Origin of the sequence: Solibacillus sp. R5-41 (genome assembly GCF_002736105.1) — a bacterium.
Taxonomy (GTDB): Bacteria; Bacillota; Bacilli; order Bacillales_A; family Planococcaceae; genus Solibacillus.
The window spans coordinates 4000246-4023920 of sequence record NZ_CP024123.1; the positions used below are offsets into that span (position 1 = coordinate 4000246).

Consider the following 23675-nt stretch of genomic DNA (forward strand, 5'->3'; position numbering starts at 1 on the left):
AATAACACTTAATTTCACAGAAGAATCTTTCGAATTTGTTACAAAATTAAGAACTTTATCTTTTTTAGTGTAACCTTATTACATTTAATGTAAACCCCTGTTTTGAATTTTTTTCAATAAGTTTATTTTTCATTTCCAAGAACAAAACAATCAATATACCTTGGCATTATTGACTGGTATCGAACAGTTAGATAGCGTTTTTACCACTTTTCACTATAAGCATAGTAAAAAACCTTTATTAATAAATTTTAATCATGTTTAATGACAAATACAAGTGGAAATATTGTAGTATCACGCAGTTTTCTGTATGAAACAACTATTCACTAATTGGACGTTATTTCAGAGGAGGGGCCTTTATGGAGAATTTAGATAAAATTATTTTTATCCCAAAAGAATTGAATCATTTCTATTGTTCTTTAATTGGCTCAGCGATTCAAGCTGCTATTATTGACCCTATAAAACAAGCAACACTTTTACACGAAAGTAAGTTTGCCGGCCTACCTTATTTACCTAAGGGGTTCATACATCCTAAAGGTGATGATGGAAAGTTTATGTTGTTATTAGCACAAGTTAATTTTTCTGAGTTTCAGCTCAATCAACCATTCCCCTCAAAAGGAATTTTGCAATTTTATATTTCACAGCAATGCTCTCCTCAAAGAAAAGCTAACGCTGAGCTATGTCACTTTCACTTGCAATATGTTCCCACAAATGAATCGGAAGAGACGATCGAGCCTGATTTTTCTTATATGAATGGCGCGGATCTTCGGTATTTTCCAATAATGCAGGAGATGAAGCTGCATTTCAATAAATTATTTGAGCCTGTTTCTATAATGGACTACCGATTAAAATATTATTTTACACCAACAATTATGAATGAATTGATTACTTTAGATGAGCGCTCTTTTCACGATATTTATTTAGTAAATTATTTAGCGGCCGAACATAAAATAGGAGGCTATCCGTATTTTATTGAACAGGATTTTAGAGAAGCAAATCCTCATTTACAGCACTATGACACACTGCTCCTACAAATCGTGTCAAATGATGCACAACAGATCATGTGGGGTGACAGTGGTATTATTAGCTTTTTTATTAATTCGAAAAAATTACAGCAACTCGACTTCTCCGATATTTATTTTCATTTAGAACAATATTAAAAATTAAAGTTGTTTTTATTTATGTATATAAATAAAAGAATCTACCCTATTGATGTAAGTTTTCTATTATGGATTCTAATAAAGCGCGTGCTTATTTGGCTGGCTAAGCACATGAGTCACACAGCTTTGTGCTTTGTGCAAGGCCAGCCTTTTTAGAGTAATTTTTAAAAGAGGGATTCTTTAGTTCATTTTATATAATAACAATATGCTGACTTTTTTCATGAATGTTTCATATTAAGCAATTGGTTAATACGGTATAATGATATGAAAACAGCTAAAGAAGGTGAAATTTTGAGCACATTGCTGGATTATAAATTAATATTGCCCCTCTTTATGCTTTTAAATTTTTTATTTGCTTTAGCGGTCATTTTTCTAGAGCGGAAAAAACCATCCTCTACTTGGGCATGGTTACTCGTGTTATTTTTCCTACCATCTTTCGGATTTATTATATATTTACTTTTAGGACGGCAACTTCGGAAAAAACATCTATTCCGCTGGGACGGTCAAAAGAATATCGGGATTGAGAATCTAATCAGTTATCAAATTGAAGCCATAAAAAATGATGAGCTCGAATTCCGTACAGAACATATTAAAGAATATAATCACTTAATTTATATGAATTTAACAACCAATCATGCCGTTTTAACGCAGGATAATCAAATAAAAGTTTTTAATGATGGTAGTGACAAATTCGAAGCGTTAATTCACGACATTCTTGCCGCAAAAAATCATATTCATATTCAATATTATATTTTTAAGCTGGATAATTTAGGGCAACGTATTTTAAATGCCTTACAAAAAAAAGCGAAGCAAGGCGTAAAAGTTCGGATTTTATACGACGAAATGGGTTCACGTCGTGTTAAAAAACATCATTTTAAAGAATTAACTGATTTAGGTGGTGAGGTAGAAGTCTTTTTCCCATCTATTCTGCCACTTATAAACCCCCGTTTAAATTTTCGAAATCATCGTAAAATCGTCGTAATTGATGGGCGTATCAGCTATACGGGTGGGTTTAATGTAGGGGATGAATATTTAGGTTTATCAGATCGTTTTGGTTATTGGCGCGATACACATTTGCGCATTGAAGGAAGTGCCGTTCACCCTTTACAAACGCGATTTTTACTCGATTGGAATCAGGCAAGTACACATCATCAAATAGGCTATTCCAATCGTTACTTCCCCATCATTCCGCAAAAAGGGAATGTCGCTTTGCAAATTGTTTCAAGTGGACCTGATACAGAATGGGAAGTCATAAAAAATAATTACTTACGTTTGATTTCTACTGCGCAAAAGTTTGTCTATATTCAAACGCCGTATTTTATTCCAGACGATTCCTTTATGGATGCGATTCGAATTGCAGCCTTATCTGGGGTAGATGTGCGTATTATGATACCGAATAAGCCAGATCACCTTTTCGTCTATTGGGCAACTTATTCCTATGTGGGGCAACTTGTTCAAGCTGGGGCGAAAATTTACCATTATGAAAAAGGCTTTATCCATGCAAAAATGATTGTAGTTGATGATGAGGTAGCTTCAGTCGGCACTGCAAATATTGATGTGCGCAGCTTCAGTTTAAACTTTGAGGTAAATGTCTTAATTTATGACCGCGTACTTGCTCACCAGCTAGCAGAAATCTTTGAAACAGATATATTAGATTGCTCTGAACTTACTCCAGAAATTTATGCAAACCGTTCAAATATTATAAAGTTTAAAGAGTCTATTTCAAGACTACTTTCACCAATTTTATAACATATGACTACAAAAAAGGTATTTTGACTCGAGATCAAAATACCTTTTTCCGTTGCAATATTTTACTCTATCCCTAAATACTCTTCTAATGTGACACCTGCATTATATACCTTTGTTGCCGTATCTCCCTCTAAATAACGGAAGTGCCATGACTCATACATATAACCTGTAATGTCTTCCTTACCTTCTGGATAACGTAAAATAAATCCGTATTTATGGGCGTTTGTTGCTAACCATTTTCCAGCTGATGTTTCACCAAATCCATTTGTTAGCCATAAGTTTTCTTTACCCTTCTCCCCAATATCAAACGATAAGCCTGTCTGATGCTCTGAATAACCTGGACGAGCACTATAACGATCGGCGGCATCCTTACCATCGCGGTTTACATAGCGATTGTATAGATCTGTTTGATACTCATATGAACGGAAGCCACTAAAAGCTACTAGCGTATACCCTTGTTTTCCCGCCTCGCCAATCATTTCTTCAAGCGCCGCACGTGCTTCAGGAGATTCACCTTTATTGAAAGTGGCTGGTAAAGGATACTTTTTATTAGCAATTAAAATATTATCTACATAAGTCGGTTCTTTCGCAGGTTGTTGACCAACGATATAACCGTTTTCTTTTTTCACGACTTCATTTTCCTTTGGAGCATCTGTTTCACTTTTTGAACCCGCAGTTCCATTGCCATTCGCACTTGCTGTTGGGATGTCTGGTGAATCTGAATTACCTTCTTTTGGCTTCTCATCTTCATTAGTATTTGCTTGTGGTTGTTCTATTTCTCCTACATTCAAATCATCTTTGTCATTTGATGGCACTTGCTCACCATCATTCGTTGGCTCTTGTCCTGTTACTGCATCATTTTCATTCGTTACATCTCGATTGGCAACATCGTATTTATAAATGACCGAGCCAATAATTGCAATAATGAGTAACAATGAGATGATGGCACCCGTTACAATTGGGCTGCTTTTTTTCTTCTTTGATTTCATCTTTTTCACCTTCCCCTAGAAACCCCACTATTTTAGCCGGCTATCATAATCATTAATACCAATACAGATAAAACAGCAAAAGTAATCGACATTTTTCTCATCCATTTGGATTCTTTTTCATGACCTTGTTCTTTAAACGTGCGAGATCGGAAAAAGTTCGTTAACGTAAACATAACTGTCATCGATAAAATCGCGGCATTCATATTTTGTTGAATAATAAAATACAACGCAGAAAAACTTGCTGTTGCTACTAATAGTAGCGAAATAACCTTCTCATTCTTAATCTTTTTCATTACTATCTCCTTTATTAGACTACCCTATATCAACTAGCGTAACATGTTTCCGTTACTTAACCGCTAAAAAAGTCGAGGCGATTATTAGCCCCGACCCTATCCATTTAGCCTTGCTTAGGTACATCTGAAAAATATTTTTTTCCTAAATATGTTTGTACGATTAATATAAATCCTCCGACAGACCAGTATAAAGGTAACGCGGCCATAGAGGAGAATGAAATAAATACAATCATAATCGGTGAAATATACATCATTAGCTTCATCTGAGCTTGTTGGGCTTGAGGAACCGTTGCTAATGAAACTTTTGATTGAATAAAATAAATAATTCCAGCAACCGCTGTCATGACAATATCCGGTGAACCTAAGCTAAACCATAAAAATTCATGCGATTTTACATCTGCGGAATTCAAGATAGCAAAATATAATCCCATAATGATTGGCAATTGAATGAGCATTGGTAAACAACCCATATTGATTGGATTGACACCTGCATTTCTATAAACTTGCATCATTTCTTGCTGGAGTGCCCTTTGCTCTTCCTTAGAATCAACTGTTTTTAATTTTTGTTGAATATCATCCATTTTCGGCTTAATTTCATCCATCTTTAAGCGCATAATCGCTTGTGAGCGATAGTTTTTCAACATAATAGGCATTAAAATTAGTCGAATTAAAATTGTAATAGTAATAATGGCTAATCCATAACTACCATTAAAAATCGTGTTCCCTAAGAAATCTAATAAAAAATCCATCGGTTTTACAAAAGTATTATAAAAAATCCCTTCCTCATTTTCAACAGATTGACAACCCGTTAGTAAAATAGATGTTATGGCTAATAAAATCAATAACTTCCATCGCTTCATAGTTCACCTTCTCAATGTTCAATTATGCCTCGGCATACTTGCATACAAATTTGACATTGTGCTCGCATAAAGAACACCTTTCTGAATCTGTGATTTCCGCCGGGGATTTAACTTATTTTGAAGTATAGCGCACTTTTAGCAAAACATAAAACGCTAGGTACAATCTCTGACTAAAGTTTTTTACAAAACAAAAAAAAACGGCACTTACAATCTGTCGGGGTTTGGCATACAATTGCCTTCACAACATTTTTGTAGTGCAGTTTTAATATACTATGTTCTTCCATTTCCCAATCTGATTTTGAACTTGAAGGAACGCATCATTACTCTTGTAATATGTATCTTTATTTATACATTCACAAACTCGATTTCCGTCATTTCAAAACGGTAAAATTCATGATGAAGCTCATCACGGAAATGCTTCGGTGTTACACCTGTATACTTTTTGAAAATTCGTGTGAAATAGCTTTGGTTACAAAAATGGAATTGCTCAGAAATAGATGTAATGCTTTTATTTGTATGGCGTAAATAATATTGAGACTCCTCTACTCGACGAACATTTAAGTATTCTACTAATGTAATGCCCACATGTTCACGAAATATACGAGATAAATGACTTGTACTAATATGGAAGTTAGCCGCAATGCTCTCAACCGATAAATCATTTTCAAGTTCGTCATTAATATACATAATCACTTTATTAACCGTTTGATGACGGAATGTAGGCTGTTTTCGATCCGCAATAAAATACACATAAAAATCAATTAAGTCATCCGCAAATTGTAAAAATTCAGCATCCTTCATTGAATTTTCAATCATATCTGCGCATGCTAAATTAAAGGCAAATGCTTTTTTTGATGGAACCTGATTATCAAGCAATTTACGTGCAACTATTGATGAGACCGTAATGAAATAATGACGTAAAACTTTAATAACCTGTTTACCAAAGCGCGCAGATAAAATATCAATAATCTCATGTAATGTTTTCTTCGCTTTCGTAGCCTCTAAATGATAGATTTCAAATAAAAACTTCGATTCTAATACAAAAAAGTCCTCGATACCCACGTATTGATTAATATTATCGATTTCTTGGAAATACCTTTTGGATATCGTTTCAGATATTGAATGTTGATGTAGCTGCATAGATTATCCCCTCTTTCTTCAGGCATAAATATTCTGTTATTCATAAGAAATACATCCTTCACTCTCAATAGAGAATGATGTTGATTTTATCGATCCAATATTATTTCTTCTTTAATTGCTATGTTATGAAATGTAATGCATAAGTAAAAATTATGTAGTTTATAAAGCAAAGGAATTATTAACCATCTAGTTAGCTATTCTCTCTTTTGCGTATAATTACTCGTTTCGGTTTAGTGACTATAGTGAATATTACCATATTTTACGTTTTTCTTTCAACCTAATTTTAACAATTCTAATAGTTCTAAAATATCAACCTATTTCCTCTTTTTTCAAATAACCTTATTATTTCTCATATTTCAACGGTATAAAACATACAATTAATAACTTTTTATTCAATAAATAACCAAATATTACTTTCTTTATATAAAACTTTTTTAATAAAAAAGTTTTATCTTCATAATGAAACGAATCTTCTCAACCTAATTGCTTTAAATATGTAGTAAAATAGTTCATAATTGTTTAAAATGCTTATAAAGAGGTGTTAAAAATGGATCCAAAACAAATCGAAGAAATCATGGATGTCATTAAGGAGTTTTTTCCAGAAAATACGTCAATTGCTATCTCGGATACAAATGAGTATCTATACTACCAACCTAGCAAAAAGGTTGACCTAAAAATCAAACCAGGTGACCCTATTAAAGAGGGCTCCGCTGCTTACAAAGCATTAGCTTATGGTCAAAAAATCAATTCTTATATCGAATCAGATGTTTTTGGTGTCCCTTATTATGGTATGAGTATTCCTCTTATCGAAGAAGGCGAAACAAAAGGGGCAATTACAGCCATTTTCCCACAAAAACCATCACCATTCTTGACAAATTACATCACGGTAAAAATCGACGACTGCTGGTACCCAATTAAACATAGCGAAGTCATTTACCTTGAAACTCAGCTTCGTAAAACATTTGTAAAAACTATGCACCGTGAAGGCTACCACCGCTTAAATTTAAGCGACTTAGAATTATTCTTAGCGCCGGATTCCTTCATCCGATGCCACCGTTCATACATTGTTAATATTGACTTTATTGAAGAAATCCAACCTGATTCTCATTCAACGTTCTTATTAATTATGAAAGATGGGACACGCATTCCAGTAAGTCAACGTTATGCGAGTTACTTCAGACGTTCCCTAGGCTTCTAATGACTATATCAAAAACGACTTGTATAAAAACAAGTCGTTTTTTGATTGCTTAAAATACACTTTTTCTTTGATTACTCAATTCAACGCTATTCGCCATTTTATGAAGTTTTTCGTCATTGGTCATTCTTGATAAATAGCATTTTTATATGATTATTTCAATAAATATTGTATAAATTCGCTACGCAACTCGCAAAATAAATTTTACACAAATTTAACTACCGTCGATTCTACACATATTTTCCCTTTAAAACATTTTTTAAGCGCTTTTATGTTCCCGCAAACAAAATGTGACAATTTGATGATATTATTATCTCATATGTCAGCTTACTATCTGACGAAATAAACAGAAAATTCAAACAATTTTCTAATAGCTCCAAACCATCAAAAAACTTTTAGGGGAGGATTTTTTCTATGGATCCACGAGTTGAGAAACGTTTAGGTTTAAAACAATTAGCAGATAAGGTCGTATCTGCACAAGAGGCTGCTGCTTTAATTCAAGATGGCACAGTAGTAGGTATGTCTGGATTTACTCGCGCTGGAGATGCAAAAGTAGTACCAATGGCATTAGTTGAACGCGCTAAAAATGAACAAATTAAAATTGATGTATATACAGGGGCTTCTTTAGGTCCTGAAGTAGATAACCACCTAGCAGCTGCAGGTGTTATCAATAAACGCGGTCCGTTCCAAGGTGATGCGGTAATGCGTGGTTTAATCAACAAAGGCGACATCAAATATGTAGACGCTCACCTTTCTCACAATGCTGAATTAGTACGTCAAGGTATTATGGGTCCAATTAAACACTTAATTTTAGAAGCTGTTGCAATTACTGAAGATGGTTTAATTATTCCAACAAACTCTGTTGGTAACTCACCAATTTTCGCAGAGTATGCAGAAAACATTATTATCGAATTAAACATTTCTCATCCAGAAGCATTAATCGGTATTCACGACATCTACGTTCCTGGTGAACAAGGTAAACGTGAAGCGATTCCAATGACAAATGCTGAACAACGTATTGGTGAAATCGGTATTCGTGTTCCTGTTGAGAAAATCCAAGCAATCGTTATTTCTGAAGAGCCAGATGCGCCTTCATTAATCGTTCCTCCAGATGAGGAAACTCAAAACATGGCAAACATTTTATTAGACTTCTTCCGTGATGAAATTAAAGCGGGTCGTTTAACAAATGAACTTATGCCATTACAATCTGGTGTAGGTTCTGTTGCTAACGCTGTATTAGATGGCTTTGCTGATTCAGAGTTCGAAAACTTAGTTGTTGCTTCTGAAGTATTACAAGATGCAGTATTCAACTTAATCGATGCTGGTAAAGTACGATTTGCGGCTGCAACTTCAATTACGTTAACGAAAGAATTACAAGATAAAGTTTACGGTAACTTAGAAGCTTACGCAGATAAAATTTGCTTACGTCCACAAGAAATCTCTAACCACCCAGAAATTATCCGTCGTTTAGGTTTAATTTCAATTAATACAGCACTTGAGTTAGATATCTATGGTAACGTTAACTCTACACACGTTTCAGGTACAAAAATGATGAACGGTATCGGTGGTTCTGGTGACTTCGCTCGTAACGCTCGTCTTGGAATTTTCGTAACGAAATCATATGCAAAAGGTGGCGCGATTTCTTCAATCGTACCAATGGTTTCTCACGTAGACCACACTGAACATGATGTAGATGTAATCGTAACTGAGCAAGGGATTGCAGACTTACGCGGCCTTTCTCCAAAAGAGCGTGTACAATTAATTATCAATAACTGTGCACACCCAGATTTCAAAGAGCAATTATTTGATTACTATAACCGTGCAGTTGAAGCAACAGGTAATGCACATACTCCTCATATCTTAGAGGAAGCACTTTCTTGGCACGTAAACCTTGCTAAAAACAAAACAATGAAAAAAGAAGCTGTTAAAGCATAATTTTTCGTTGGGCTTGTCCCATAACTTAAAAGACACAATTCGATCTAATTAAATCGAGTTGTGTCTTTTCTTATGCTGATTTTCTATATTTTGTAATTAACTTTGATTTTTGTTAAATTCACTAATCGCTGTTTGTCCGCCGCCCTCATCGATAAATCTATTTTCTTGAATTGTTAAGGATTTGGGTCCTGCTGGTGTTTGTGCTACATCACCCGCCACGTCTCCTGTTGCCATTAAATTACTTCGTGTTGAAGTACTTCCGATATTCCCTTTTTGGTCTGCCATCACTTTTGTTGCTTTCGTTTTTGCATCATTAAATAATTCCATCGCTTTATCACGGTTTTCCTTTTTACTTAACACGGAAGCTACCCCAGCAACTAAACCTGCGAAAACAACACCTTTACCTTTAAATTTCGCCATCATACATTCCTCCCAAAAATTTAGCTACAAATATTTTTCCCTAAATACAGTATTTAAAACATCCATTATTTAGAAACTTTAAAATTTCAATTAAAATGAACGGATTAAGATATTCATGGGCATAATAGTAGTGTTATTCAAAATGAGCAATCTATATATTCCAAAATAAAGAAATTGGTTTTGAATGGCTGGAAATCCCTCCCTTTCGGTGTATCGCTGGTTATTACTGACATTATTTCACTTTTAATGACGGAATGAATTCAAACATTAGCTAAATGAAGATAAAAGGACACCCATTCACGTAAATCGAACGTGAATGAATGTCCTCTTTTTAATTGTGGATTTTCACAACCCACTATTCATTTTCTATGCTTTAACATCGTCATATTCATTACTTTTTTCAAATGCAGAGACAACATACGAACAAACTGGTGTCATTTTTAATTGTTCTTCACGTGCATAATTTGCGGCCGCATCTAACAGCTTTTTCGCTACACCTTGACCTCGTAGTATATTAGATACGTATGTGTGGTCCATTGACATAATTCCGTTCAGCTCGATCCAAGTAATTTCTGCTACACGTTGTCCGTCCAGCTCGTATTCAAATGCCCCTTGACCATTACCTGATTTATTCAACTTAAATTCCATACTATCCCTCCTCTTTGTAAATTTAATATAGCATATTTCCAAAAAGCACAAAAAATAAAAAGCCTCCAAAATTGGAAGCTTTCACATTTTTATTCTTTTGTAAACCAAGATGAGATTGTATCAATTAAATTACTAAAGAAGTTTTTTACGCTTTGCCAGAAACCTTCATCTTCTAAAATAGCTCCAAACTTTTCTTCAAATTTTGAGCTTAAATCTGAGAGTTGACTTGATAATTTACTAAAGTCGATATTTAAATTACTAATTCGATCCATTAGGTCCACTAATAATTGGCGATCTTGATCACTTAAGTTAATTTGGAACTTCGCTAATTGTTCTTCGACGATTGTTTGTACTTCTTCTTTTGTAGCAGGCTTATTTTCAGCAATTACTTTTTTAATTTCTGTTATTAATTCTGCTACTCTTTCATCACTTATACCAGCTGTTTCGGCTAATGAAGTAGCAACAGATAACTCATCGTTTGCAACGTCTGTACGTTCCATATCGAGCGTTTCTCCTGTTCCTACTTCATACGCTTTGTAAATCCCTACCAATGCCGAGTGACCCGTTACAGGCTTAGGTGCTGCAATTTCTACAATTGCATCCTCAATTCCTGCTGTTAACATCGCACTTGCATACATTTCAGATGTTACTTGTGTAATATTTTCTGGTGTAACTATACTAATTGTTAACCCTTTTCCCTTATCTTGACGCGTAATTTTTGCTGATGAGTACATACGAGAGCTTGAATTACTGTCTTTAATATATTTTGCCAAATCTTGTCCTGAGATTGTAATTTCATCTATTTCAGATTCCTGATCTACCCGTAAAGCCGTTTTTACATGTTCCTTTTCGTTGCTCGATAGGCTACTTCCATAAACGACGATTGGTACACCTAGCTTTTCATTTACTGGATTTTTTTGTGTATTGTCCGCTGCAAATGTATGCATCGGAGAAATACATGCAAATAACATTACTAAAGCAGCAAAGAGTGCGAACCATTTTTGTTTCATGAAAAATACCCCTTTCAAAATGTACGATTAACTTGCTTCAGCAGAAGTCTCCCACTTCAATTAAGTGTGAGGGGTGAATGCCAAGTATGACCTTAATTCACTGGGAATTCAAACCCAAGCTGAATCAAGTTAAAGCCCCCGACGGATGTCACAGATTTTTATTGGAGTTTTTCGAGCAAGCTCGAAAAAAATCTAGACAAAAGTTAGCCGAGGCGTAATTGATTGCAAACTCATTTTATAATACGAATAAAAAAAGTAAAAGGTTGCAATCCTGTTAGCCTTTTACTTTTTTCGCTTTGCTTTTGTTGACTTAGACGATTTCTGTCCAGCCGTCTTGTTGTATAATTTTGCGAGCTTTCATTAACGTTCCGAGTGCGCGTTTGAATGCACCTTTACTCATATTGAACATTTCTTCAATTTCTTCAGGTGTTGATTTATCATGGAATGGCATCTTTCCACCAACACTTTCTAAATAAGCAAAGATTTTTTCTGCATCTTCCCCTAGTCTTTCGTGCTTACGTGGAAGTAGCGAACCATTTAATGACCCATCCTCTTTCACATCAATAATACGCACTTGAACATCTTGACCTAAGCGTGGCTCTGCCTTCATTTCAGATTGGTGTACAAAAATACGATATGGTGCTTCCACTCCAATTAAAAACGAGCCAATTGGTAATAAGCGATATGGACGTGCAACAATGTTTTTATTAAAAGCATCCTCATGGGCACCTTCATACATTTCGTTAACTTTTTCTTCTGTAATTAGACGACCAAATAAATCACCATTACGGTCTGTGCGCAACGTTATATATAAATGATCCCCTGCTTGTGGCCAAACTTCCTGTAATGCAGGTAAATCTTCCGCGCGTACGAGTACTTCACGAGTCGTTCCGATATCACAAAAAGCACCCTCTTGTGTCACCTTTAATACGCGTGCCCATCCATAATCTGCTTCTGTAATATGGGGAACTACCGTTGTTGCCTGCAAACTGCCTCGACGGTCTGTGTATAAAAATACTTTCACGACATCTCCAATTGTTAATGCTTGTTCTACATCCGAAGTATTTAACGGAATTTCGATATCACCGTTCGTTAAAATATAACGTGACCCTTGTTCTTCTAGTATTGTTAAGTCTACAACTTGACCTGATTTCATTAATTGATTCATTCGTTTTCTCCTTTTTCTCGTCAATCATTACTTATTATGATTTTATTTCATTTCTTCCAACTTCTGTGTCAGCTCGGGCTGCTCTTCTAAAAGCTGAACAAGATCAGCAATTCTGTCGATTGAGTTCCAGCTTAAATGATGTTCAATACCTTCAACATCGTCATAAATACGTTCCTCATCCACACCAATCAGTCGTAAAAACTGTTCTAACAAATCATGTCGCTGCACGAGGCGCTTGCCTAACTTTTGCCCTTTTGGCGTCAAAGTTAATCCTCGATATTTTTCATAGATTAAATAGCCATCTTTATCTAATTTTTGGACCATCTTTGTCACTGAGGAAGGCAGAACAGATAAAGCTTCCGCAATATCGGACACACGCGCATATCCTTTATTTTCAATGAGTAAATAAATTTGTTCTATGTGATCCTCCATACTAGGTGTTGGCATAGTCTGTTCCCCTCTTTCCAAATACTATCTCAAGTTTACTACATTTTTGCATAAAAAGTTAACTGAAAACGGTAAAAGAGCCCTCTTCTCAATGAAGAAGGCTCTTTTTTAATGTCTTGGATATCGACTCACTATATGAAGTGCACGAATAATTTGCTTGTTTATTTCTTCGATATTTTCTGGAGTGTTTAGTTGTTCAAATACAATATCTCTTGATTTTTGTGAGGCTATATATTTTGCTGGTAATACATTTAATGCAATCGCGTTAACATCCATCTCACATTGCTCACAATGGCAAAATGTTTGATATTCTACACCGTGCAACAAAAAATTAACAAGTCCTCGAACAATTTCTTCCATCACATTTACCAATATACTATTCGACATTTCTTACTTTCGCCTCATTCAATTGTTGGTTTTATGTTACTCCTAATCATATACCGTTCATTGAAATAACTCAATTATTTCAGTTCCACTTCGTAAAGATTTTCTATATTCAGCATATTTATGCTATAACCGATTCTCATAACATTATGCTTATTTTTATTTTATCCTATTTCATTTTTAATAATCGTAGTGAATTTAAAATAACGAGTAAAGTTGCACCCATATCTGCAAATATAGCAATCCATAATGTCAGCCAACCTGGTATTACTAACAATAGCGCAATTACTTTTAAACCTAAGGCAAAAATAATATTTTGCTTAATAATCGTTACTGTTTTTTTACTTAAATTAATCGTATAAGGTAATTTTGTTAAATCATCACTCATCAACACAACTTGAGCGGTTTCTAAGGCGGCATCCGTCCCCGCGCCACCCATGGCGATACCAATATTAGCTGCCGCTAATGCAGGAGCATCATTGACACCATCTCCAATCATCGCAACCGTGCCATACTGCTGTTGTAACTCCTTCATCGCTTGTAATTTGTTTTCTGGCAATAAATTAGCGCGCACATCATCAATGCGTAGTTCCTCAGCAATTTTGTTTGCGGTTTGGGATGCATCCCCTGTCAACATCACCGTATGACGAATTTTATTTTCATGGAGTACTTTGATAACTTCTTTACTTTCGTCACGCACTTGATCAGCAATAGCAATGACGCCAAGTAGAGCTGTTTCATTGGCTGCAATTATGACCGATTTTCCTTCTGATGCAAATTTTTCGATGACATGATGTAGCTTTGGTGAAATTGGAACGATTGTTTGAATCCAGTTAACGCTTCCTACATAAATCATTTGGCCATTAACACTTGCATAAGCCCCTTTACCCATTACGGATTGGAAGTTTTCTACGCTTGGAATATGGACTTTTTGCTCAAATGCTTTAGAAAGAATTGCGCGTGCTAATGGATGCTGTGATTTTTTCTCTACTGCGGCAATTTGCGCTAATAATTGCTGCTCATTTTGTCCTTCTTCTGCTAAAACCGCAACTACTTCTGGCTGGCCTTTTGTTAATGTACCCGTTTTATCAAATGCTACTGCTTGAATACGACCAAGCTCTTCTAAATACGCGCCACCCTTAATCAATACGCCCTGTTTAGCAGCATTCCCGATGGCCGTAACAATCGCAACTGGAGTTGAAATAATTAACGCACATGGACAACCAACAACTAATACCGCGAGCCCTTGATAAATCCAATGTTGCCAATCACCCGTTATAAACCCTGGAACAACCGCAACTAATAACGCGCCTAACATGATAGCCGGTGTATAATATTTGGCAAAGCGGTCGACGAATTTTTGTGAAGGAGCTTTTTCAGCTTGGGCCTCTTCTACTAAATGAATAATTTTCGCGATCGTTGTATCCTCTACACGCTTTGTAACTTTTATTTCAAGCGCACCTTCTTCATTCAGTGTGCCTGCAAAAACCGTATCTTCAACCGTTTTCGTTACAGGAATAGACTCCCCTGTAATGGCTGACTGATTAACCGTCGAAACGCCCTCGATTACAATCCCATCCATTGCAATTTTTTGCCCTGGCTTGACGATTAAAATATCGCCAATCTGAATATTTTCAGTTGCCACTTCCATTTCGTGGAAATGCCCGCCATGTGCTCGTTTAATGAGTGCGGTAGAAGGTGCAATATCGATCAGCTGTGAAATCGATTGACGCGCTTTGTTCATAGAATAGGCTTCTAACGCTTCACTTACCGCAAATAAAAATACAACAATCGCTGCTTCTTGCCATTCCCCAATAATGGCTGCACCAATAATGGCAATCGTCATTAACGTTTTCATATCGAATTCTAGGTTTCTCAAATTCTTAATACCCGTTTTGAAAATAGGTAACCCACCTACAACAATGGCGATTGCAAATAAACTATTCGCGATAAGATGGCCTTCCCCTTTTGTAAAGCTCGCGATCAAACCAAAGAAAACAAAGATAAGTGAAAAGGCGGCTAATAGATTTTCTTTTCGCTTGTAGAATGGAATCGAATTTACCTTTTTCCGTTCATTTGCTAAAGCTACTTTTATGCCGTCAAATGCTCCAGCCTCTTCTAACTGTGCAACCGTTACCTCACCTGTAACGGTTAACTTTGCTGCACCAAAATTTAGCTGCACCTCTTCCACAGTAGAAATTTCACGTATATTACGTTCAAATTTCGCTGCGCAATTCGCACAAGATAAATTTTCTAATCGAAATTGTTCTGTCTTTTGTGCCATCCCTTTCACTCCCTTGAATGTTCATATGCAATTGTAACAATTTGATAAACATGGTCATCCGCTAATGAGTAATACATCAATTTTCCTTCACGTGTTGATTTTGCTAAGGCATGCTCTTTTAAATAGCGTAAATGATGGGAGGCAGTTGCTGTACTTGAGCCAATAATCGCCGCAACATCACATACGCATAGTCGTTTTTCTATCGTTAATGCGTACGCAATTTTTAAGCGTGTTTCGTCTGCTAGTGCCTTTAAAAATTGGGCAACTTTTGAAAGCTCTGGCATTTGTTGTTGCACACGTTGTACTGCTTCTTCATTAACCTTCGTTACTTCACAAATTTCCTTTGTCACTTCATCACCTCATTCAAATGTTTGTTTGATTGTATTATAACTTATTGATTCATCTTATTCAAATGGGCGTTTGAATGTTCGGGGCAATGTGGGGATTTTTTTATAAAAGTTTTAGTATCTTTCTTCTAGAACTTGTTTAGCTGGTGGGGGGCATAGAAGGCACTCACCCCAATACAAAAAAGGTATTCAACACAAAGTTGAAATACCTTTTTCCTCATAGTAGATTTATTTTATGCTACTGCCGATTATTATTGGGCTTTCAATAAGAGCTCATAGCCTGTGTCTAATTCACCGTTAATTTTGGTTTTATGGTAATTACCAGATACCCAGTTGGATACTTGATTATCGTACCATTTTGATTTTACGTGACCGCTTTGACCAGGACCTACTATGTGCTCGGCTGCGGATAAATCTTGTAAATCCGCTACGAAACGCCATGACGCTCCGTGATTAACGTTTCCTTTACCATCTTCAGCAGCCGCTTGAACGGTAACGCTCGATCCGCCTACTGGCAACTTTTTTGGATTTAAGTACCTAGCCAATAAATCTGAAGCACTTGATAATGGGTGGTTAAACGTAAGCTGACTATAGCTACCCCATTGCCACTTTGACACGGACTTCCCGAATTTATCTTGTATTTTCGCAATCGTATCTTCAAATGCAGTATAAACAAATTCATCTAATCCACCCTCTTCCGTAATCCAAACACCTGGACTACCGGCATACGCATCTCGTAGCATATCATTTGTAATTTGCGCTTTAGCTGGCATGATTTTATAAATATCCGCTGGCATAGTATCTTCAAATAATTCCTTTTTCATATTTTCAAATAAGAAGTGATAAATAAGCGGTGCACCTTGTTCTTGATTATCATAGTACTCCCACTCTTCTAACAGCGAAATTGCCTCTTTATATTTACCTTCCGAATCTTGCGCTTTAATGGTTTCTAAAAATTTCGGTAAAAATTCCACAGCATGTAGGTTTTTCTTATCCATCTGCATTTTTTTCATGTCTTCTGCCGTTAGTTTTATTTGCTTATTTGCTTTTTCATCTGCAATCATTTCTACAATTCGTTCATAACGATATGGCTGCGCCCAAAGATTTGACAAATGATACGGATATTCTTTTCCGATGACTTCGTTATTTGCCGTTGCTATAAAGCCTTGTTCTGGATCGATCACTGTTGGTAATTCGTCAAACGGAATATAGCTTCCCCAACCATAGGCAGAAGAATCACCCGGTACTGGTAGTGCACCTGTACCTTGCTTACGGATTGGCACTAAACCATTTGCCTTATAGGCGATTTGTCCATCTGTTGAAGCAAATACAAAGTTTTGAGCCGGCGCTTTAAAATCTTCTAAAGCAAGCTCAAATTCATCCCAATTCGTCGCTTTGTTAAAACCTAAAATTGCTTTTAATTCTTGTGTTGATTGCAATGCTGTCCATTGCATCGAAAACAGTTCTTTTACTTCTGTTTCTTTTGTTATAATGTTCGAAATAATTGGACCATGTCTCGTTTCCACCACTTCAAAATCAACCGTTTGCCCACCTTTTACTTTAATCGGCTCTTGGCGAACAGTTGCATCTTCCCACTGTCCATCATATTTAAATTGATATGGATTTTCTGGGTTTGGCGTTTCGATATATAAATCCTGTACATCTGGATTGACGTTCGTTACACCCCAAGTAATTTCTTCGTTATGCCCTAAAATAATGCCTGGAATCCCAGCGAAAATAACACCACTTACATTTTGCTCTGGTGATTGCAAATGCATTTGATACCAAATCGACGGTGTGCTTAATCCTAAATGAGGATCATCCGCAAGCAATGGTTTCCCTGATTCTGTGAGCTCACCTGAAACGACCCAGTTATTACTTCCATTAAATTCTGGGGGTAAATAATCGGCTGTAAAGGCTGTTGCCACATTTGTTTTTATATTTAAATTGGCTTCAATAATCGATTTTGCTTCCTCAGGATATTCCACAAATAATTCTTCTACTTGCTCTAGTGTATAATTTTGTAATGCCCATGAACGAAACGCTTGCTGATTCCAGTTGCCCCCTAAATCATACGCCATATACTTACCAATTGTTAAAGAATCCAATGGTGTCCATGGCTCTGGTGTATAACCGAGCACCTTAAATTCATAAGATAGCTTGCTCGTTCCCTTTACTTCATCAATAAAAGCATTAACCCCTTCTGCAAACCACTCTAAAATTTGTTTAGACTCGGCATCATAGCCATCCCATGAGCGTTCTGCTGCATGACGTAAACTAAATGTACGGAAATATTTATCTGTATTTACCGCGGCTCCCCCAATTACTTCTGCTAAGTTACCGCTTGCTTGACGACGCGCTAAATCCATTTGAAATAGGCGATCCTGTGCTTGTACATACCCTTGTGCTCGATATAAATCAGCATCCGATTGAGCCACAATATGCGGCACCCCTACCTCGTCACGCGTTACCTTTACATCACTTTCCAAAATTGAAACAACCGCTTCGCCTTTAATTAACGGCTTTGATTGCGAAAGGTATATTTGTAAGCCTGCTACCGCTACACCACCGATAACAATGAGTATCCCAATAACCCACATTGCTATTTTTAACAGATTACGTTTCTTGGATTTTGTCGTCTGTCCTGCCATTTAACCCACCCCTTTTGTCTATGTAACCCCTTTGGAAATCAATTACTATTCATTTCCACACATTTTGACAAAACCCTGCAATTCTATTTACCTTCTAATGTTTGAACTTAATTTTAGTAATATCGGGCAATGGTCGCTTCCTAAAACTTGTGGATGAATGCTTGCTTCTTCAATATTTTCTATTAAACGATTCGATAGGATGAAATAATCGATACGCCAACCTATGTTTCTTTCGCGCACACTATTCATGTAAGACCACCACGTAAAATGGTCAGTTTCATGAGGGTGGCAATGTCGGAATGTATCGTTGAAGCCACTCGCCAATAAATCTGTCATCTTTCCACGCTCTTCCACCGTAAATCCTGAGTTACCCTTATTTGATTTCGCATTTTTAATATCAATTTCTTCGTGTGCAACATTCAAGTCCCCACAATAAATGACAGGCTTTTTCGCATCAAGCTCCTTTAAATACAGTGCGAGCTTGTCTTCCCAATGGAGTCGAAAATTCAGTCGCGCCAAATCCCGCTGTGCATTCGGTGTATACACATTAACTATGTAAAAATGTTCGTATTCTAATGTTATAATTCGTCCTTCTGCTTCTGACTCTTCTTCTCCTACACCATAAAAAACATTGAGTGGCTCATGCTTTGTAAAAATAGCCGTTCCTGAGTACCCTTTTTTCTGTGCATAATTCCAATATTGAAAATATCCCTCTAGTTGTAATTCAATTTGTCCTGCTTGGCACTTTGTTTCTTGAATGCAAAAAAAGTCTGCGTCCATTTCCATAAAATAATCCAAAAAGCCTTTTTTCACACATGCTCGTATCCCATTTACATTCCACGAAATAAACTTCATTGTCCTCTTCCTTTCATTAATCAATTACACCTTGGCTAACTCTTGTCCAGATTTTGAATTGTGCTTCTTTAGCCAGAGTTCCTCTATTCAGCTGGTATTTGAACACACACTGAAAGAAGATAAAAAAAGACACTTTACGTTTGTACGAAAAGTGCCTTCTTTTTAATCTTCGCCGACGATTTTAACTTCCATCTCAAGATCTACATTAAATTTTTCTTTTACAACTTTTTGCACCATTTTAATAGTTTCGATATAGTCCGTTGCCGATGCATTGTCTTTATTAATAATAAAGCCTGCATGTTTTGTAGAAACTTCTGCTCCGCCAACACCTTTTCCTTGTAGGTCGCTGTCTTGTATCAACTTCCCAGCAAAGTGTCCTGGTGGGCGTTTAAATACACTTCCGGCAGATGGATATTCTAACGGCTGTTTTGATTCACGCTGATAAGTTAAATCCGCTATTTTTGCATCAATTTCTTGTTGATCACCGCGCGCTAATTGGAACGTTGCCGAAAGTACATAATAACCATTTTTCGATATAATACTTTTTCGATAGGCAAGTTCAAGCTGATCATTTGTTAAAGTAATTCGCTCGCCTTCTGGTGTGATCACTGTGCAAGATGTAACGATATCTTTCACTTCGCCCCCATATGCACCAGCATTCATCGCCATCGCACCGCCAATTGAACCAGGAATACCACATGCAAATTCAAAGCCAGTTAAACTTTGAGCAGCTACCATTTTTGATACCTCTTTAATAAGCGCACCACTTTGCACTAATACAGTATCTCCCTCAATGTGGACCTCATTTAATAAAGCAAAATTTATTACAATACCGCGAATACCACCATCACGAACAACCATATTCGAACCATTACCCAACATAAGTAGGGGAATTTGATGTTCAACAGCATATTTAACAACAGCTGCTGCTTGCTCCTCTGTTTCTGGTAAAACAAGTAGATCTGCCTTGCCACCAAGTTTTGTCATCGTATATTTTTTTAACGATTCATTTCGTTTTATATTATGTGGTTGAACCCACTGTGCTAAATCTATTTCCCATTGTTTCATTGTCATAAAAGCCATTTCCTTTCTTGTAAAGCTCAGTACTTCTTTAGTATCTGTTTTTACCGTTCTTTTTACAAGTAAAACTGTATCGCTATAACCATTTTTTCGACCATTCCTCAATTTCCCTTACTACTTGCTCAAGAGACTGTCCTTTTTCTGTTAATGAGTACTCTACTCGAACTGGAACCTCAGAAAAAACGTTACGTTCTACAATTCCTTCCTTTTCTAATTCTTTGAGACGCTCTGATAATAAGCGACCACTAATTGGCAAGGATGATTCAATCGCATTAAAACGTTGTGGACCATCTAATAATTGATAAATAATTAATGCTGTCCAGCGTTTTCCGACAAGCTCCATCGCCTTTGATAAACGTGGACATAATGCTGTTTCTTTCACGTTTTTCACCTCTATGTTTTAATTCTATACACTGAAAATTAGTAAATTGTACACTTTCCGTACTTTATTTTAACACTTTAGACAAATTACGAATAGTTAGTAGCTTACTTTTTAATCATCATTGTAATTAATATCCAAGTATTTTATGATGGATATATATGCCAGTATGAATTATCAAGGGGAGATACTATGACTACATATGCTATTGACTTTATGCATTCATCTATTAACTTTTCAATCAAACATATGATGATTTCGAAAATTCACGGGGTATTTAATTCGTATTCTGCTCAATTGCAAATGGAACAAATTGAGGATTTTAAAAACGCTGACATTCGCTTTGACTTGGATGTTGCTAGTATTAATACACGCGATAATTCACGTGATCACCATCTAGTTTCTGCAGATTTCTTTGATGCCGATCGATATCCTAAAATTACGTTTATCAAAAAGGCATCTGAAGGTGACAATACAAACATTAAGCTGATTGGTGATTTAACGATTAAAGGCGTTACAAAAGAAGTGGTTTTTGATGTCGTTTATTCAGGACATGTCAAAAGCCCATGGAACACAGATGCTTACGGCTTTTCTTGCCAAACCATTATCAATCGGAAGGATTTTAACTTAACATACAAATCTACACTCGAATCCGGTGGGTTTTTAATCGACGAAAATGTTCAAATCAATGTTGAACTGGAGATAAATCCATTATAATTTTAAAAGGAAAAGGAAGGTTTATATGTTTATCGATGATGGATTTTTTTCAATTATTCCTGTAATTGTTTCGCTCGGTTTCGTTACAGTATTCGGAATTATCATTTTCAGAGTATTTACTAACATTAATCAGAGCATCAAAAATAATAATTCTCCATTGCTTTCTGTCCCTGCACAAGTAGTTACTAAAAGAACTACCGTACAAGGCGACCACTCTTATACAACTTACTTTGTCACATTCGAAGTACAAAGTGGCGATCGAATGGAGTTCAAAGTAAAGGGGGAGCAGTTTGGGCAGTTTGTTGAGAAGGATTTAGGCGTATTAGCTTTCCAAGGTAGTCGTCTCATATCGTTTGAGCGACAGAAGTAATATGATTTGTCATATAGTTTATCGTAATAGCCATAAATAACAAAAGCTTCTCGCAAATTAATGCGAGAAGCTTTTTTATAAAACGATTAAGCAGTTACTGTAGCTAATTTTTGTGCAACTTCTTTAACTTGCGCTAAACCTGCTTCGATAATGTTTGCAGCTTCTGCTTGGTTTGCATTGTGACCTTCGATGATTACTTCAGCCACTTTTGTCATACCATAAACGCCACCAACAACCATATTGATATATGTTGCAGCCATTTCCATTGGAGCAGTCTCTGGTGTTGAGTAAATCCCACCACGAGCTGATAATACAATATATTTTTTATCTGTCATTAAGCTTACTAAGTTACCATTCTCATCATATTTGAATGAATAGCCTGCACCGTAAGTGTAGTCAATAAATGATTGTAACGCAGCAGGAATTGTTAAGTTCCATAATGGGAAGGCAAATACTACTACGTCAGCAGCTGTTAACACTTCACGTGATTTGTTGAATGATTCAATTGAAGCTTGCTCACGAACTGACAATACTTCACCATTTTGTGCTTTACCGAAAGCGTTGAATAATTCTTGACCGAAGTATTCTAAGTTTTCTTCAAATACATCAAAAGTTGAAATCGATAAACCTTCTACTTTTGAAGCCTCTGCTACGAATGTTTCATACATTTTAGTTGATACGCCATCTGGACGGTTATTTGCTTTAATTACTAATACGTTTTTCATACTATGTTAATTCTCCTTATTTATCCTAGTTTTATATATCTCAAATTCGAGGTACTTTTCTATAATATAAAAGTAACCTAAAAAAAGCAATTAGATTACCTTCATACTTTAGTCTGAAATTAAATATCGCAAGAATCATCTGTGCAGGTTGGACCATTTCCGCCCTGCATATTTAAAGGTTTTCTTAAGCCCGCTTCTTGTGCAGCTTTTTCAATTGTTTTCTCAAAAACTTCTTGTGGTTGCGCTCCTGCAATGCCGTATTTATTATCAATAACGAAAAATGGTACGCCGCGCACGCCTAGTTGCTGTGCTGTAGCAATATCTTGCTGTACTTCATCTTCAAATTGATCACCTGCGATAATTTCTTTTGCTGCGTCAGTTGGTAAACCTGCTTTTTCCACAAGAGCTAATAAAACATCTGCTTGCCCAATTGCTTGCCCTTCTAAAAAATACGCTTTTAACACAAACTCTGTAAATTCTTTTCCTTTTCCTTGTGTCTCGGCCCATTTCGATAAACGATGAGCTTTCACTGTGTTAGCCGTTTTCATATCATCAAAATTGTAATCTAACCCGACATTTTTTGCGCGTTCCGCAACGTTGTCTGCCATATTTTTCACTTCTTCAAAAGACATATTATATTTTTGTTGTAAGTCGTTATAAATCGATTCTGAAGCATCAACAGGTGTACTTGGATCTAATAAATAACTTTTATATTCAATCTCTACCGCCTGTTCATAACCTGTTTGTTGCAATGCGATTTCTAATTGTTTTTTACCAATATAACAAAATGGACATACATAATCTGACCAAACTTCAATTTTCATCTGTTTCACTCTCCTCGTACTGTATTGTATCGAAATAAGGAAAATATG

General features: G+C 36.1%; 24 protein-coding genes. 6 read left to right on the plus strand and 18 right to left on the minus strand.

Annotation, left to right across the window (positions count from 1 at the left end; translation table 11 throughout):
- Positions 1–356 precede the first annotated feature (356 nt).
- A complete protein-coding gene (locus tag CSE16_RS19760) occupies positions 357–1157 on the plus strand; it encodes a YwqG family protein (RefSeq protein ID WP_099425450.1) in 801 nt (266 codons plus the stop codon).
- Positions 1158–1448: 291 nt separating this feature from the next.
- Positions 1449–2906 carry a cardiolipin synthase gene (gene cls, locus CSE16_RS19765; RefSeq protein WP_256376304.1) on the plus strand — a complete coding sequence of 486 codons (1458 nt, stop codon included), beginning with the start codon at positions 1449–1451 and terminating at the stop codon, positions 2904–2906.
- 62 nt (positions 2907–2968) lie between these two features.
- On the opposite strand, the gene CSE16_RS19770 is transcribed toward cls, so the two are convergent.
- The 4 genes from CSE16_RS19770 to CSE16_RS19785 all read right to left on the minus strand — a co-directional run bounded on the left by CSE16_RS19770 (position 2969) and on the right by CSE16_RS19785 (position 6188).
- Positions 2969–3895, minus strand: a complete 927-nt coding sequence (locus CSE16_RS19770) for a M15 family metallopeptidase (protein WP_099425452.1) — start codon at positions 3893–3895, stop codon at positions 2969–2971.
- Positions 3896–3927: 32 nt separating this feature from the next.
- Positions 3928–4188, minus strand: coding sequence for a hypothetical protein (locus tag CSE16_RS19775; protein WP_099425453.1), 261 nt, complete (start codon positions 4186–4188; stop codon positions 3928–3930).
- A gap of 104 nt (positions 4189–4292) precedes the next feature.
- The gene (yidC, locus tag CSE16_RS19780; protein ID WP_099425454.1) at positions 4293–5048 is read right to left on the minus strand and encodes a membrane protein insertase YidC; all 756 of its coding nucleotides are present in this window, start codon (positions 5046–5048) and stop codon (positions 4293–4295) included.
- 345 nt (positions 5049–5393) lie between these two features.
- Positions 5394–6188: a helix-turn-helix transcriptional regulator gene (locus tag CSE16_RS19785; RefSeq protein WP_099425455.1), complete on the minus strand. Its 795-nt coding sequence runs from the start codon at positions 6186–6188 to the stop codon at positions 5394–5396.
- 547 nt (positions 6189–6735) lie between these two features.
- Between CSE16_RS19785 and CSE16_RS19790 the strand changes: the two genes are divergently transcribed.
- Positions 6736–7386: a LytTR family DNA-binding domain-containing protein gene (locus CSE16_RS19790; RefSeq protein ID WP_099425456.1), complete on the plus strand. Its 651-nt coding sequence runs from the start codon at positions 6736–6738 to the stop codon at positions 7384–7386.
- A gap of 411 nt (positions 7387–7797) precedes the next feature.
- Positions 7798–9318: a succinyl-CoA:acetate CoA-transferase ScpC gene (locus CSE16_RS19795; protein WP_099425457.1), complete on the plus strand. Its 1521-nt coding sequence runs from the start codon at positions 7798–7800 to the stop codon at positions 9316–9318.
- A gap of 96 nt (positions 9319–9414) precedes the next feature.
- Here CSE16_RS19795 and CSE16_RS19800 read toward each other — a convergent pair whose 3' ends face one another.
- The 12 genes from CSE16_RS19800 to CSE16_RS19855 form a co-directional block, all read right to left on the minus strand.
- Positions 9415–9738 (minus strand): hypothetical protein, encoded by a 324-nt coding sequence (locus CSE16_RS19800; RefSeq protein ID WP_099425458.1) that lies wholly within the window; start codon positions 9736–9738, stop codon positions 9415–9417.
- Positions 9739–10104: 366 nt separating this feature from the next.
- A complete protein-coding gene (locus tag CSE16_RS19805; RefSeq protein ID WP_099425459.1) occupies positions 10105–10386 on the minus strand; it encodes a GNAT family N-acetyltransferase in 282 nt (93 codons plus the stop codon).
- Between the two features lie 89 nt (positions 10387–10475).
- On the minus strand, positions 10476–11357 hold the full coding sequence (locus CSE16_RS19810; RefSeq protein ID WP_371514671.1) for a DUF1002 domain-containing protein: 882 nt from the start codon (positions 11355–11357) through the stop codon (positions 10476–10478).
- A 349-nt stretch (positions 11358–11706) separates the two neighbouring features.
- Positions 11707–12564: a CvfB family protein gene (locus tag CSE16_RS19815; protein WP_099425461.1), complete on the minus strand. Its 858-nt coding sequence runs from the start codon at positions 12562–12564 to the stop codon at positions 11707–11709.
- A gap of 42 nt (positions 12565–12606) precedes the next feature.
- Positions 12607–13011: a transcriptional regulator MntR gene (gene mntR / locus CSE16_RS19820; protein ID WP_099425462.1), complete on the minus strand. Its 405-nt coding sequence runs from the start codon at positions 13009–13011 to the stop codon at positions 12607–12609.
- Positions 13012–13119: 108 nt separating this feature from the next.
- Positions 13120–13398, minus strand: coding sequence for a late competence development ComFB family protein (locus CSE16_RS19825; RefSeq protein WP_172954409.1), 279 nt, complete (start codon positions 13396–13398; stop codon positions 13120–13122).
- Between the two features lie 166 nt (positions 13399–13564).
- Positions 13565–15679, minus strand: coding sequence for a heavy metal translocating P-type ATPase (locus tag CSE16_RS19830; protein ID WP_099425463.1), 2115 nt, complete (start codon positions 15677–15679; stop codon positions 13565–13567).
- Positions 15680–15684: 5 nt separating this feature from the next.
- Entirely contained in the window at positions 15685–16029 is a 345-nt protein-coding gene (locus tag CSE16_RS19835; RefSeq protein ID WP_099425464.1) for an ArsR/SmtB family transcription factor, read from the minus strand.
- 248 nt (positions 16030–16277) lie between these two features.
- Positions 16278–18677, minus strand: coding sequence for a penicillin acylase family protein (locus CSE16_RS19840; protein ID WP_099425465.1), 2400 nt, complete (start codon positions 18675–18677; stop codon positions 16278–16280).
- An 87-nt stretch (positions 18678–18764) separates the two neighbouring features.
- Positions 18765–19532 (minus strand): exodeoxyribonuclease III, encoded by a 768-nt coding sequence (locus tag CSE16_RS19845; protein WP_099425466.1) that lies wholly within the window; start codon positions 19530–19532, stop codon positions 18765–18767.
- 162 nt (positions 19533–19694) lie between these two features.
- On the minus strand, positions 19695–20606 hold the full coding sequence (gene murB, locus CSE16_RS19850) for a UDP-N-acetylmuramate dehydrogenase (protein WP_099425894.1): 912 nt from the start codon (positions 20604–20606) through the stop codon (positions 19695–19697).
- An 82-nt stretch (positions 20607–20688) separates the two neighbouring features.
- On the minus strand, positions 20689–20994 hold the full coding sequence (locus CSE16_RS19855; RefSeq protein ID WP_099425467.1) for a winged helix-turn-helix transcriptional regulator: 306 nt from the start codon (positions 20992–20994) through the stop codon (positions 20689–20691).
- Positions 20995–21183: 189 nt separating this feature from the next.
- Here CSE16_RS19855 and CSE16_RS19860 point away from each other — a divergent pair, with 189 nt between their 5' ends.
- Positions 21184–21708, plus strand: coding sequence for a YceI family protein (locus CSE16_RS19860; protein ID WP_099425468.1), 525 nt, complete (start codon positions 21184–21186; stop codon positions 21706–21708).
- Between the two features lie 25 nt (positions 21709–21733).
- A complete protein-coding gene (locus CSE16_RS19865; RefSeq protein ID WP_099425469.1) occupies positions 21734–22078 on the plus strand; it encodes a DUF2500 domain-containing protein in 345 nt (114 codons plus the stop codon).
- An 86-nt stretch (positions 22079–22164) separates the two neighbouring features.
- Here the strand turns inward: CSE16_RS19865 and CSE16_RS19870 are convergent, their stop codons facing one another.
- Both CSE16_RS19870 and CSE16_RS19875 read right to left on the minus strand, forming a co-directional pair.
- Positions 22165–22803 carry an NAD(P)H-dependent oxidoreductase gene (locus CSE16_RS19870; protein WP_099425470.1) on the minus strand — a complete coding sequence of 213 codons (639 nt, stop codon included), beginning with the start codon at positions 22801–22803 and terminating at the stop codon, positions 22165–22167.
- A gap of 119 nt (positions 22804–22922) precedes the next feature.
- A complete protein-coding gene (locus CSE16_RS19875) occupies positions 22923–23627 on the minus strand; it encodes a DsbA family oxidoreductase (RefSeq protein WP_099425471.1) in 705 nt (234 codons plus the stop codon).
- Positions 23628–23675 lie beyond the last annotated feature (48 nt).